The following is an 11984-nucleotide window of genomic DNA, read 5'->3' on the forward strand; positions in this document are numbered from 1 at the left end:
TCAGGCGCCGGCGAGGAAGGCCGTGCGTTCTTTTTCCAGGCGCGGAATGGCCCGGAATACGTAGTAGGTGACCAGGACGATGTAGGCGAACCACACCACGAACTCGACCCAGAAGTTCAGCCAGCCCTGGCGCGCGAACAGGCCGGACGTGTAGAACGGCATCAGCAGCTCGAACAGGAAGCTGATCCCCGCCCAGATCGTGTACCAGCACACCCAGCGGGGGAACAGGGGCTGGTCGCGCTGATCGGCCAGGCCGCCGACGCCCAGGGCGATCATGGCGACCGTGGTGATGGCGTAGAACATGTCGATCAGCAGCCACCCCTGGTCGTAGAGCATCTGCAGGGTGACCACGTCGAGCACGTCGGGCCGGTAGGCGCCCGTCATCCAGAAGACCGACGAGCCCACCAGGGGAACCACGGTCAGGCCGCCGCCCCACATCTGCAAGGTGGTCATGATGTTGTTTTCATGCGGATTGATCCAGGCCATCACCCGGGAGATGGACAGGGTCCACGGCAGGTAGAGCACGCCGAACAGCATGGCGCCGGCCATGCCCGCGCGCACCTCGTTGTAATGGCCACGGAAGAATTCCGCCATCTGGTCGGCCGTGCGATCGGCCGGAATGGGGGGGATGTTGTGCCCCAGCGCCCCCCAGAAGATCAGGAAGGCGGCCAGGAAGACCGGCCCCATGGCGGCGCACAGCCGCCAATAGCGGAAATAGGCCTCGTTGCTGAGCACGGGAGGGCGCGGGGCGAGGGGAACGGCGGCATCGTCGGGCAGATGGCTGCCGAGCGCCTGGCTGGATGGAGTGTTCATGGCATGTCTCCTGATCGTACCTTGTCGGTCTGTTGGAAAACGGATGAGGCAATTTATGTATGCCTGCTGATTATTAAATTTTTGAACAATTCTGTCAAGAGTGTCCGGGTGGGGAATCCCGCGGCACGGCGTCTCCTGCAAGAAGGCCTCCTGCAAGGAATCCTGGCGGAGGGCATCCTGGGGAGGCAGGGGTTCCCGCTCCCTCGCAAGAGGTCCGCCCTCCCCTTCCTCCCTAGCGATCCGGGAGCGTCGGCGGACCGAAGGCGCGGCCCAGGAAGCGGACGCCGTCGCGCAGTTCCCGGTCGGACAGATGCGGCAGCAGTTCCCTGAAGAAATCGATCGCGGCGCCGACCATGGTCTCGAAGTAGCTGCGGCCGGCATCGGTCAGTGCCACCAGCTTTTCCCGCCCCGAATCCGGATTGGTCTTCTGCACGACCAGCGCCAGAGGCGGCCGGGACAGGTCGTGCAGCAGCTGGGTGACGTGCGAGTTGCGCGACTCGAACCAGTCGCCCAGCGCCTGCTCGATGTGCTTGCGCCGTACCCAGCCGTACGGGCCGGCCTCGGATTCGATCAGCCAGATGATCGCGACCTGCTGGCGCGACAGCCTGCCCTGCGTCATGCAGCGTTCGAGCGCCATGCCGATCCGGTAGTGGATCGGATAGAAGAAGCCGAGCAGTTCGAGGAAGCTCGCATCGGTCGGCGCGCGGCGGGGGGGATCGGTCTTCGGGGACGGCATCGGTCCGGAACGGGCAAGGACGTGGGACAGGGTCAGGGCGCCATCAGGGCGGAACGTGCAGCCATCATGGCGGAAAGCATAATTATGCACCGGAGCATGCCCGAAACAAGTATTGACGCATACTATATTATAGGTGACAATATCGGCGTAACCCACCCAGACGCCGATCGCCGCGGCATGCCGCCCAGCCGCATGCCGCGGCACCCTCCGGAGAAGGAAGCGCAATGAACGACCGCACCCCGCCGGGCCAGACCTGGCCTCCCGTCGATCCGTCGCACGATCGGCGCCATCTGCTGCCCGCCGAGCCCCTGGCGCGCGAATCCCTGGTGTTCATGCTCCAGCTGCCCGAGCACGACGTCGCCTGCTTCGTCTACACCTGGGTCAGCGGACTGGGCAAGGCGGGCTCCGCCTTCGTCGTCTACGGCCCGGCCATCGGCGCGCCGCTGGTGGAAATCCACGACGGCATCGACGTCCCGGCGTCCGCCGGATTCGACGACTGGCGCGTCGGCGAAGTCCACGTGCGCCACGGCCGTCCCTTTGAAACGGCCGAGGTGCGGGCGGCCGCGGCGGGCCGCGCGGCGCTCGACTACCGCTTCGAGGCCGTGCATCCGGCCTACGCCTACGGCAGCCACCCGGACGGCTGCCCGGGATGGGTCGCCGACAACCGCATCGAACAGAGCGGCAAGGTCAGCGGCACGCTGACGCTCGACGGCAAATCGATCCCCTTCGAGACCATGGGCCATCGGGACCACTCCTGGGGCACGCGCAACTGGCTGTTCTCGCAGCACTGGAAATGGCTGGAAGCGCAGGCGGGGCCGGACCGCGCCGTCCACTTCTGGCAACTGCACGCCCTGGGCCGCACCATGCTGCGCGGCTACGTCCTGCGCGACGGCGAGACCTGCGAGGTCGATGCGGTGGACTTCCGCTTCGAGCACGACGCGCAACTGGTGCCCACCCGCATCCACGTCGTCGTACAGGACAAGCTCGGGCGCGAGACCGTGGTGACCGGAGACACCTTCGCCACCTACCCCTTCGCGGTCAGCCCGGGCGTCATGATGCACGAGAACTCCATGCGCATCGCCATCGACGGCGTGCCGGGCGTGGGCCACGTCGAGACGTTCTGGCCCGCCGCCTACCTGGACCACGTCACGCAATCCGACCTGTCGGCCGGCTCGCCCATCACGCGCGGCCTGCCCGATGCCGAGGGACTTCACGAACGGACGCACGATGAGCGAACGCAGCCATAAGGCCCCCCAGGAAACCAGGCGCGGGATCCTGTCGATCGGCGCCTACGTCCCGCGCCTGCGGCTCGACCGCCGGGCCGTGGCCGATGCGCACCGCTGGATGGCGCCGGGGCTCAAGGCGCTGGCGCAGGGCGCGCGCGCCATCGCCCACTGGGACGAGGACGCCGTCACGATGGCCGTCGAGGCGGGCCGCGCCGCGCTGGGCAAAGACCGGCCGGCGAAAGTCGATACGCTGGTCCTCGCCTCGACCAGCCTGCCCTTCGCCGATCGGCTCAACGCCGCCATCGTCGGCGCGGCGCTGGGCCTCGATGCCGCCGTGGGCGCGCACGACACCGGCGGCAGCCTGCGCGCGGGCAGCACGGCGCTCATGGCCGCCCTGCAGGCCGGCGCCGGCAACGCGCTGATCGTCGCATCTGACCGCCGCATTCCGCCCCCGGCCAGCACCGCCGAACTCCGCTTCGGCGACGGCGCCGCCGCCCTGCTGGTCGGCGAAGGCCGGCCGATCGCCGTGCTGCTGGGCGCGGCCAGCACGACCGCCGACTTCGTCGACCATTTCCGCGAAAGCGACCGCCACGGCGACTACCGCTGGGAGGAACGCTGGATCCGCGACGAGGGCCTGTCCAAGCTCGTGCCTCCCGTGGTCAGGCGGGCGCTCGGCACGGCAGGCATCGAAGCCGGGGAAATCGATCATTTCGTCATGCCCGACACGCTGCCGCGCAGCGCCGCCCTGCTGGCGAAGAAACTGGGCATCCGTCCCGAAGCCGTCCACGGCGCCCTGCACGAGGAATGCGGCGACACGGGAACCGCCCACCCGCTGCTGATGCTGGCGCGCGTGCTGGCCCAGGCCGGCCCCGGCGAGCGGATCGTGGTGGCGCAGTTCAGCAGCGGCTGCGACGTGCTGGTGCTGGAGACCCGCCCCGAGATCGCGTCCCGCCCGCCCGAGCCGGACTGGCTCGGGGGCGGACGCGCCGAAAGCCAGTACCTCAAATACCTCTCCTTCACCGGCCAGCTCCAGCCGGATTGGGGGATGCGCGCCGAAATGGACAACAAGACCGCCCTGTCGGCCGCCTGGCGCGCCGCGGCGATGACGAACCGGTTCGAGGGGGGGCGCTGCGGACAGTGCGGCACCACCCAGTTCCCCGCCGGACGGATCTGCGTCAATCCGGCCTGCGGCGCGACCGACACGCAGACCCCGCACCGCTTCGCGGACGAGCCGGTGCGGATCCGCAGCTATACCTGCGACTGGCTGTCCTACCGCCCCTGCCCGCCCTTCATGTTCGGCCACGTCGAATTCGAGAGCCGGGCCCGGGTGCTCATGGAATTCGTCGATTGCGACCCCGGCGAGCTCGCCGTCGGCCTGCCGCTGGAGACGGTATTCCGCATCAAGGACTTCGACGCCGCGCGCGGCTACAGGCGCTATTTCTGGAAAGTGCGCCCCCAACACAAGGCTGGAGAATGAGCATGGCCACTGGAATCCGCGACCGCGTCGCCATTCTCGGCATGGGGTGCTCGCGCTTCGGCGAGCGCTGGTCGGACAACGCCGAAGACCTGATGCTCGAAGCCTATTCCGAGGCCCTGGCGGACGCCCGCATCGAGAAGAACCAGATCGAGGCGGCCTGGCTGGGCGTGTGCCTGGAGGAAAACAACGTCGGCAAGACCGCCGGCCCCCTGGCCCAGGGCCTGCGCCTGCCCTTCATCGCCGCGACCCGCGTGGAGAACGCCTGCGCGACGGGCACCGAGGCGCTGCGCGGCGCGGTCTACGCCGTCGCCTCGGGCGCGTACGACGTCGCCCTCGCGCTCGGGGTCGAGAAGCTCAAGGACACCGGATACGGCGGCCTGCCGGTGCGCACGCGCGGCATCGTGCCCGACCTCTGGCAGCCGAACGCCTCGGCGCCGGGCGCCTTCGCCCAACTCGCCACCGCGTACCAGGCCCGCTACGGCATCTCGCTCGAAGACCTGAAGCGCGCGATGGCGCACGTGTCCGTCAAGAGCCACGACAACGCGGCGCTCAACCCCAAGGCCCACCTGCGCAACCGCATCACCATCGAGGACGTGCTGAAGGCGCCCACGGTGGCCGCCCCGCTGGGGCTCTACGACTGCTGCGGGGTGAGCGACGGCGCGGCCTGCGCCATCGTCACCACGGTGGAAACCGCGAAAAGGCTCGGCCGGCGCGACATGGTCACCGTCAAGGCGCTGCAGGTGGCGGTCTCCAACGGAGAAGAGGCCCAGTTCAACACCTGGGACGGCGCCTCGATCCGCACGGCCGAAGTCGCCGCGGCGCGCGCCTACCGCGAGGCGGGCATCGACGATCCGCGCGCCGCGCTCGACCTGATCGAGGTGCACGACTGCTTCTCGATCACCGAGCTGGTGCTGATGGAAAGCCTCGGCCTGAGCGACCCGGGCCGCGCGCCCTACGACATCCTGGACGGCCGCTACGATCGCGGCGGCGCGATCCCCTGCCAGGTGGACGGCGGCCTGAAGTGCTTCGGCCACCCCATCGGCGCCTCGGGGCTGCGCATGGTCTATGAACTCTACCAGCAGATCCTGGGCCGCGCGGGCGAACGCCAGCTGCCCAAGGCGGACCTCGGGCTGACGCAGAACCTGGGCGGACATCCGCACCAGAACGTCTGCGCCATCTCCATCATCGGCCGCCTCGGCGCCTGAAGGACCGGCCATGATCGGCTCGCCGCCCCGACGCTCGGCCGAGGCCATCGTCGATACGCTCGAACCCGGCATGACCGTGTTCCTCGCCGGCATGACCGGCGAATCGCTGGTCCTCCGCGACGCCCTGCGCGCCCGTCCGGAAAAGGCCGCCGACGTGCGCTTCGTCGGCGTGTTCTTTCCCGGCATCAACGACGGCGCCTATGTCGGCCTGCATCCGCGGGCCCGCCAGCGGGCCTATTTCATGTCGCCCGCCTTCCGGCCCGGCTTCCAGGACGAGCGCGTCGAGCTCCTGCCCACGGACTATCTGGGCGCATGGCGGGACCTGAGCTCGCTGGAGATCGACCTGGCCGTCGTGCAGGCCAGCGAACCGGACCCGGCCGGCCGGTCGAGCCTGGGCATATGCCACGATTTCGCGCCGGCGGCCTGGTCCAGGGCGAAGCGCAGGGTCGCGCACATCAACCCGGCCATGCCCCGCACGCACGGAGCCGCCCACGTCCGGCTGGACGAATGCGACGCCGTGATCGAGGCCCCGGCCGACCTGCTCACCTACCCCGCCGAACCGGCATCCGCGTCCTATGCGTCCCTGGCCGGGCACATCGCCGGCCTGGTGCGCGACGGGGACACGATCCAGCTCGGCATCGGCAGGATGGTCACCGGGGTGCTCGATGCGCTGCGCGGGCACCGCGGGCTCAGGCTGCACGCCGGCATGGCCACGCAGGCCGTGGTGCCGCTCATCGACGGGCGCGTGATCGAGGGACGGGCCGCCGTGACGCTGGGCGTGGCGCTGGGCGACCGCGACTACTACCGGCGCGCCGCCCTGGACGACACCTTCCTGTTCGCCCCGGTCGACGAAACCCACGACCCCCGCAGGATCGCGGCGATCGACAACTTCGTCGCCATCAACGCGGCCCTGGAGGTCGATCTGTTCGGGCAGGTCAATTGCGACACGCTGGGCCGGCAGTTGGTGGCCGGCGTGGGCGGAATGCCGGCGTTCGCGGCCGGCGCCCGGCTCTCGCGGGGCGGCCGCGCGGTCTTCGCGCTGCTGTCCACGGCGGCCGCGGGCGCGCGATCCCGCATCGTGTCCAGGCTCTCCGGCGGCGCGCTCGTCGGCGCGCCGCGGCACGTCGCGGACCTCATCGTCACGGAGCACGGCGTGGCCGACCTGCGGGGGGCATCCATTCCGCAGCGCGCGCAGCGGCTCATGGCGATCGCCGCGCCGCAACACCGCGCCCTGCTGGAAGCCCAATGGAAAACGCTATGCGCATCGCTCTGATGCCGCGCCACGGCCGGCCCGCGGCCGCCTGAAACCACCGCCGAATTCCACATCCATGCAAAGAAGGGAGCAACATGAAGATTCTGGTGCCCGTCAAGCGCGTGCTTGACTACAACGTGAAGGTCCGCGTCCGCAAGGACGAAACGGACGTGGATCTGGACAACGCCAAGATGTCCATGAACCCGTTCGACGAAATCGCCGTCGAGGAGGCGGTCAGGCTGAAGGAGGCCGGAATCGCCAGCGAGGTCGTGGCGGTGAGCTGCGGCGCGGCCGCCTGCCAGGAAACCCTGCGCACCGCCCTGGCCATCGGCGCGGACCGCGGCATCCTGGTCCAGACCGAGGCCCGCCTGGAGCCCCTGGCCGTGGCCAAGCTGCTCGCGGCGGTCTGCGCGCGAGAAACGCCGCGGCTGGTGATCTGCGGCAAGCAGGCGATCGACGACGATGCGAACCAGACGGGGCAGATGCTGGCCGCCCTCATGGGATGGCCGCAGGCGACCTTCGCCTCCAAGGTGGAGGTCTCGCAGGACCGCATCGCCGTGACCCGCGAGATCGACGGCGGCCTGGAAACCCTGGAGGCGCGGCTGCCCGCGATCGTCACCACGGACCTGCGCCTGAACGAGCCGCGCTACGCCACCCTGCCCAACATCATGAAGGCCAAGAAAAAGCCGCTGGATGTCCTCCCGGCCGACGGGCTGGGCGTGGACACGAGGCCCCGGCTGGAAATCGTCAAGACCCGGGAACCCGTGCGGCGCGCCGCCGGGGCGCGCGTCGCCGACGTGGCCGAACTCATGGACAAACTCAAGAACGAAGCGAAGGTGATCTGAAAATGACGATCCTGATCATTGCCGAACACGACAACCGATCGATCCACGGCATGACGCGCAGCGCCGTGACCGCCGCCGTGCGGATGGGCGGCGACGTCCACGTGCTGCTGGCCGGCGCGGACTGCGCCGCCGCCGCGGCCCAGGCGGCCGGGATTGCCGGCGTCTCGAAGGTGCGAGTGGCCGACGCCGCGCATTACGGGACGCAGACCGCCGAGAACATCGCCGCCCTCGTCGTCCAGCACGCGGCGCAGTACAGCCACATCGTCGCGCCGGGCTCCAGCCACGGCAAGAACCTGATGCCGCGGATCGCGGCGCTGCTCGACGTGGCGCAGATCTCGGACATCGTCGCCGTCGAATCCGCCGACACCTTCGTGCGTCCGGTCTACGCCGGCAACGCGCTGCTCACGGTCCGCAGCGGCGATCCGGTCAAGGCGATCACCGTGCGGTGCGCGGCCTTCGAGCCGGCGGGACCGGGCGGCGCCGCCGCCATCGAGGCGCTCGCCGCCGGGCCGGACCTGGGCCTGGCCACCGTCACGCGCCGCGAACTGACGCGCAGCGCCCGCCCCGAGCTGGTGTCCGCCGACATCATCGTGTCCGGCGGACGGGGCCTGGGCAGCGGGGAAAAGTACCGCGAGGTGCTCGAACCGCTCGCCGACGCGCTGGGCGCCGCCCTGGGCGCTTCGCGCGCGGCGGTGGACGCGGGATTCGCCCCCAACGACTGCCAGATCGGGCAGACCGGCAAGATCGTCGCGCCGCAGCTCTACATCGCCATCGGGATCTCGGGCGCCATCCAGCACCTGGCGGGCATGAAGGACTCGAAGGTGATCGTCGCGATCAACAAGGACGAGGAGGCCCCGATCTTCCAGGTCGCCGACTACGGCCTGGCGGCGGACCTGTTCGCCGCCGTCCCGGAATTGACCGCGGCGCTGGCCTGAGCCATCCCCCCGGATCGGCACGGCCGCGGCAAGGAGACGCACCATGGATTTTCGCCTCACCGAAGAGCAACAGGCCTTCGCCCAGGCCGCCCGCGAGTTCGCCCAGGGGGAACTGGCCCCCTACGCGGCGCAGTGGGACGAGGAACACATCTTCCCCCGCGAGGCCTTCGCCAAGGCCGGCGCGCTCGGGTTCTGCGCCATGTACGCGCCCGAATCCATCGGCGGGCTGGGCCTGCCGCGGCTGGACGCCACGCTGGTGTTCGAGGAGATGGCCGCCGTCGATCCCTCCACCACCGCCTTCATCACCATCCACAACATGGCCACCTGGATGATCGGCTCCTGGGCCCAGCCCGGCGTGCGCGAGCACTGGGGGCCGCTGCTGGCCAGTGGCGAAAAGCTCGCCTCCTACTGCCTGACCGAACCCGGCGCGGGCTCGGACGCCGCCTCGCTCACCACCAGCGCGCGCCGCGAGGGCGAGCACTACGTCCTGAACGGCGCCAAGGCCTTCATCTCGGGCGCGGGCGACACCGACGTGCTGGTGGTCATGGCGCGCACGGGCGGCGAGGGCGCGCGCGGCATCTCCGCCCTGGTGGTGCCCGCCGACAGCGCCGGCATCGCCTACGGCCGCAAGGAAAACAAGATGGGCTGGAACAGCCAGTCCACGCGCCCGATCACCTTCGAGAACGTGCGGGTGCCGGTGGCAAACCGCCTGGGCGAGGAAGGCGAGGGCTTTCGCTTCGCCATGAAGGGCCTGGACGGCGGGCGCATCAACATCGCCACCTGCTCGGTGGGCGCGGCCCAGGGCGCCTACGAGGCCGCGCGCCGCTACATGGGCGAGCGGCGCCAGTTCGGCCGCGCGCTGGCCGACTTCCAGGCGCTGCAGTTCAAGCTGGCCGACCTGCTGGCCAATATCGTGGCCTCGCGCCAGATGGTGCGCCTGGCCGCCTGCAAGCTCGACGAGGGCGACCCCCAGGCCAGCGCCTACTGCGCCATGGCCAAGCGCCTGGCCACGGACCTGTGCTTCCAGGCCTGCCTGGATGCGCAGCAGATCCACGGCGGCTACGGCTACCTGAAGGACTACCCGCTGGAACGGCTGGTGCGCGACACGCGCGTGCACCAGATCCTGGAAGGCACCAATGAAATCATGCGCCTGATCGTGGCGCGCCACATCCTCACCCAGGAGGCCGATCTGCGATGAGCGCGTCCCCCCTTGCCGAATCCGCCGGCCAGGCGCCGGTACTGTTCCAGGAGCTTCCCGCGGGCGGCGGGCGGCGCATCGGCGTGGCCACGCTCAACAGCCCGCGCACCTTGAACGGCCTGTCGCTGCCCATGTGCCGGCTGCTGGACGACCGCCTGCGGGCCTGGCAGAACGATCCGGCCATCGCGGCCGTCCTGCTCGAAGGCGCAGGCGGCAAGGCCTTCTGCGCCGGCGGCGACCTGCACAGCCTGTACCGCGCCATACTCGAAAACGGCAGCGGCCAGGCCTGGAACAATCTCTACGCCCGGCGCTTCTTCGAGACCGAATACCGGCTCGACTTCCTGATCCACAGCTACCGCAAACCCCTGATCTGCTGGGGCAGCGGCATCGTGATGGGCGGCGGGGTGGGCCTCATGATGGGAGCCAGCCATCGCATCGTGACCGAGACCACGCGCTTCGCCATGCCCGAAATCGCCATCGGCCTGTACCCGGACGTAGGCGGCACCTGGATGCTCAGCCGCCTGCCGCGCGGCATCGGCACATTCCTGGCGCTCACCGGCGCGCAATTGGGCGCGTCGGACTGCATGCGCCTGGGGCTGGCCGACCGGGTCTGCCGATCCACGCGCCTGGAGGACCTGCGGGCCGCCCTGGCGGCCGCCGACTGGAGCGCGGATCCCCAGGCGCATGCGCGCCAGGTGGACCACGTCCTCGACGGCCTCTGCGATTCCGGACCGGCGCAGTCGCCGGGCCCGCTGCAGATCCGTTTCGACGAGATCCGGGCGGCCTGCGACCGCGCGGACTTCGACGAGATCCGCGCCCGGCTCCTGGCCTGGGCCGACCACGAGGATCCCTGGCTCGCGCGCGCCGCCGCGGCCTTCGCCGCCGGCTCGCCCGGATCGGCGCGCCTGGGCTACACGCTGATCGCACGGATGCGTCCCCTGTCGCTCGCCGACGCATTCCGCCAGGAATACGTGGTCTCGCTGCATTGCACGGTCCAGGGGGATTTCCAGGAAGGCATCCGCGCCCTGCTGATCGACAAGGACAAGTCGCCGCAGTGGCTGCCGGCCACGCACGAACAGGCCGACAGCCACTGGGTCGAACGCTTCTTCCGTCCGCCCTGGCCCAAGAGCGAGTCCCATCCGCTGGCGGACCTGGAGGGCTGAGCCGGCGGCCCGCGATCGCGGGCCGCGCGCATCGCCCCCGGCAGCCCGCGCATCCACAACCGCAACCCACGACCGCAACCCACGGCCGCACACCCGCGGGACCGGGCAGCCACAAGAATTCCACGCATCATCACAGGAGACACACATGAGCAGCACCATCGGATTCATCGGACTGGGCCACATGGGCGGCCCGATGGCACAGAACCTGGTCAAGGCCGGCCACCGGCTCCAGGTCTTCGACCTGGTCCCCCAGGCCGTCCAGGGCCTGGTCCAGGCGGGCGCCACGGCCGCGGCCTCGGCGGCCGCAGCCGTGGCCGGGGCCGACGTGGTCGTCACCATGCTGCCGGCCAGCCGCCACGTCGAGGGCCTGTACCTGGGCGAGGACGGCCTGCTCACGGCCATCGCCCCGCGCGCACTGGTGCTCGAATGCAGCACCATCGCCCCCGAATCGGCCCGCAAGGTCTCGGCCGCCGCCGCGCAGCGCGGCATCCGCATGCTCGATGCGCCGGTGTCCGGCGGCACCGGCGGGGCCGTGGCCGGCACGCTGACCTTCATCGTCGGCGGGGCCGCCGCCGACCTGGAGTCGGCCCGGCCCTACCTGCAGGCCATGGGCAAGAACATCTTCCACGCCGGCGACGCGGGCGCGGGCCAGGTCGCCAAGATCTGCAACAACATGCTGCTGGGCATCCTGATGGCCGGCACCGCCGAGGCCCTGGCCCTGGGCGTGGCCAACGGCCTGGACCCCCGGACGCTGTCGGACATCATCGCCAAGAGCTCGGGGCGCAACTGGGCGACCGAGCTGTACAACCCCTGGCCCGGCGTGATGGAGAACGCCCCGGCCTCCAAGGGCTACGCCGGCGGCTTCGGCGTGGACCTGATGCTCAAGGACCTGGGGCTGGCGGCCGAGGCATCCATGCAGGCGCGCGCGACCACGCCGCTGGGCGAACTGGCGCGCAACCTGTACGCGCTGCACAGCGCCCAGGGCCACGGCATGCTGGATTTTTCCAGCATCCTGAAGCTCTACAGGCGCTGACCGCAGGCGCGGGCCACGGGCGCCGATCAAAGGCGCCGATTACAGGGGCGCCGACCGCCGGCGCCGGCCCTGCAAGCGCCGGCCCGTCCCACGGTGCCGCC

The 11984-nt window shown here is 70.3% G+C and carries 11 protein-coding genes; 9 read left to right on the forward strand and 2 right to left on the reverse strand.

Annotation, left to right across the window (positions count from 1 at the left end; translation table 11 throughout):
• Both BN940_RS13775 and BN940_RS13780 read right to left on the reverse strand, forming a co-directional pair.
• Positions 1-813, reverse strand: coding sequence for a hypothetical protein (locus tag BN940_RS13775; RefSeq protein ID WP_043683953.1), 813 nt, complete (start codon positions 811-813; stop codon positions 1-3).
• A 232-nt stretch (positions 814-1045) separates the two neighbouring features.
• A complete protein-coding gene (locus BN940_RS13780; protein WP_043683956.1) occupies positions 1046-1549 on the reverse strand; it encodes a MarR family winged helix-turn-helix transcriptional regulator in 504 nt (167 codons plus the stop codon).
• A 224-nt stretch (positions 1550-1773) separates the two neighbouring features.
• Between BN940_RS13780 and BN940_RS13785 the strand changes: the two genes are divergently transcribed.
• From BN940_RS13785 to mmsB, 9 genes are all read left to right on the forward strand, one after another.
• Positions 1774-2796 (forward strand): DUF7064 domain-containing protein, encoded by a 1023-nt coding sequence (locus tag BN940_RS13785; protein ID WP_043683959.1) that lies wholly within the window; start codon positions 1774-1776, stop codon positions 2794-2796.
• On the forward strand, positions 2777-4252 hold the full coding sequence (locus BN940_RS13790) for a 3-oxoacyl-[acyl-carrier-protein] synthase III C-terminal domain-containing protein (RefSeq protein ID WP_052355880.1): 1476 nt from the start codon (positions 2777-2779) through the stop codon (positions 4250-4252). The genes BN940_RS13785 and BN940_RS13790 overlap by 20 nt, the downstream gene beginning before the upstream one ends.
• Before the next feature lie 2 nt (positions 4253-4254).
• Positions 4255-5457: an acetyl-CoA acetyltransferase gene (locus tag BN940_RS13795; protein ID WP_043683962.1), complete on the forward strand. Its 1203-nt coding sequence runs from the start codon at positions 4255-4257 to the stop codon at positions 5455-5457.
• Positions 5458-5467: 10 nt separating this feature from the next.
• The gene (locus BN940_RS13800; protein WP_043683964.1) at positions 5468-6730 is read left to right on the forward strand and encodes an acetyl-CoA hydrolase/transferase family protein; all 1263 of its coding nucleotides are present in this window, start codon (positions 5468-5470) and stop codon (positions 6728-6730) included.
• Between the two features lie 74 nt (positions 6731-6804).
• A complete protein-coding gene (locus tag BN940_RS13805; RefSeq protein WP_043683966.1) occupies positions 6805-7554 on the forward strand; it encodes an electron transfer flavoprotein subunit beta/FixA family protein in 750 nt (249 codons plus the stop codon).
• Between the two features lie 2 nt (positions 7555-7556).
• The gene (locus BN940_RS13810) at positions 7557-8489 is read left to right on the forward strand and encodes an electron transfer flavoprotein subunit alpha/FixB family protein (RefSeq protein WP_043683968.1); all 933 of its coding nucleotides are present in this window, start codon (positions 7557-7559) and stop codon (positions 8487-8489) included.
• 43 nt (positions 8490-8532) lie between these two features.
• Positions 8533-9687, forward strand: a complete 1155-nt coding sequence (locus tag BN940_RS13815) for an acyl-CoA dehydrogenase family protein (protein ID WP_043683970.1) — start codon at positions 8533-8535, stop codon at positions 9685-9687.
• Positions 9684-10850: an enoyl-CoA hydratase/isomerase family protein gene (locus tag BN940_RS13820; protein ID WP_052355881.1), complete on the forward strand. Its 1167-nt coding sequence runs from the start codon at positions 9684-9686 to the stop codon at positions 10848-10850. The genes BN940_RS13815 and BN940_RS13820 overlap by 4 nt, the downstream gene beginning before the upstream one ends.
• On the forward strand, positions 10825-11883 hold the full coding sequence (gene mmsB, locus BN940_RS13825) for a 3-hydroxyisobutyrate dehydrogenase (protein ID WP_477021189.1): 1059 nt from the start codon (positions 10825-10827) through the stop codon (positions 11881-11883). The genes BN940_RS13820 and mmsB overlap by 26 nt, the downstream gene beginning before the upstream one ends.
• Positions 11884-11984: the final 101 nt, after the last annotated feature.

The organism is Castellaniella defragrans 65Phen (genome assembly GCF_000612685.1).
Classification (GTDB): Bacteria; Pseudomonadota; Gammaproteobacteria; order Burkholderiales; family Burkholderiaceae_B; genus Castellaniella; species Castellaniella defragrans.

Excerpts from the sequence above, each read along its gene's own strand:
- BN940_RS13775 (WP_043683953.1), bottom strand. The coding sequence starts at position 813 with ATGAACACTCCATCCAGCCAGGCGCTCGGCAGCCATCTGCCCGACGAT.
- BN940_RS13780 (WP_043683956.1), bottom strand. The coding sequence starts at position 1,549 with ATGCCGTCCCCGAAGACCGATCCCCCCCGCCGCGCGCCGACCGATGCG.
- BN940_RS13785 (WP_043683959.1), top strand. The coding sequence starts at position 1,774 with ATGAACGACCGCACCCCGCCGGGCCAGACCTGGCCTCCCGTCGATCCG.
- BN940_RS13790 (WP_052355880.1), top strand. The coding sequence starts at position 2,777 with ATGAGCGAACGCAGCCATAAGGCCCCCCAGGAAACCAGGCGCGGGATC.
- BN940_RS13795 (WP_043683962.1), top strand. The coding sequence starts at position 4,255 with ATGGCCACTGGAATCCGCGACCGCGTCGCCATTCTCGGCATGGGGTGC.
- BN940_RS13800 (WP_043683964.1), top strand. The coding sequence starts at position 5,468 with ATGATCGGCTCGCCGCCCCGACGCTCGGCCGAGGCCATCGTCGATACG.
- BN940_RS13805 (WP_043683966.1), top strand. The coding sequence starts at position 6,805 with ATGAAGATTCTGGTGCCCGTCAAGCGCGTGCTTGACTACAACGTGAAG.
- BN940_RS13810 (WP_043683968.1), top strand. The coding sequence starts at position 7,557 with ATGACGATCCTGATCATTGCCGAACACGACAACCGATCGATCCACGGC.
- BN940_RS13815 (WP_043683970.1), top strand. The coding sequence starts at position 8,533 with ATGGATTTTCGCCTCACCGAAGAGCAACAGGCCTTCGCCCAGGCCGCC.
- BN940_RS13820 (WP_052355881.1), top strand. The coding sequence starts at position 9,684 with ATGAGCGCGTCCCCCCTTGCCGAATCCGCCGGCCAGGCGCCGGTACTG.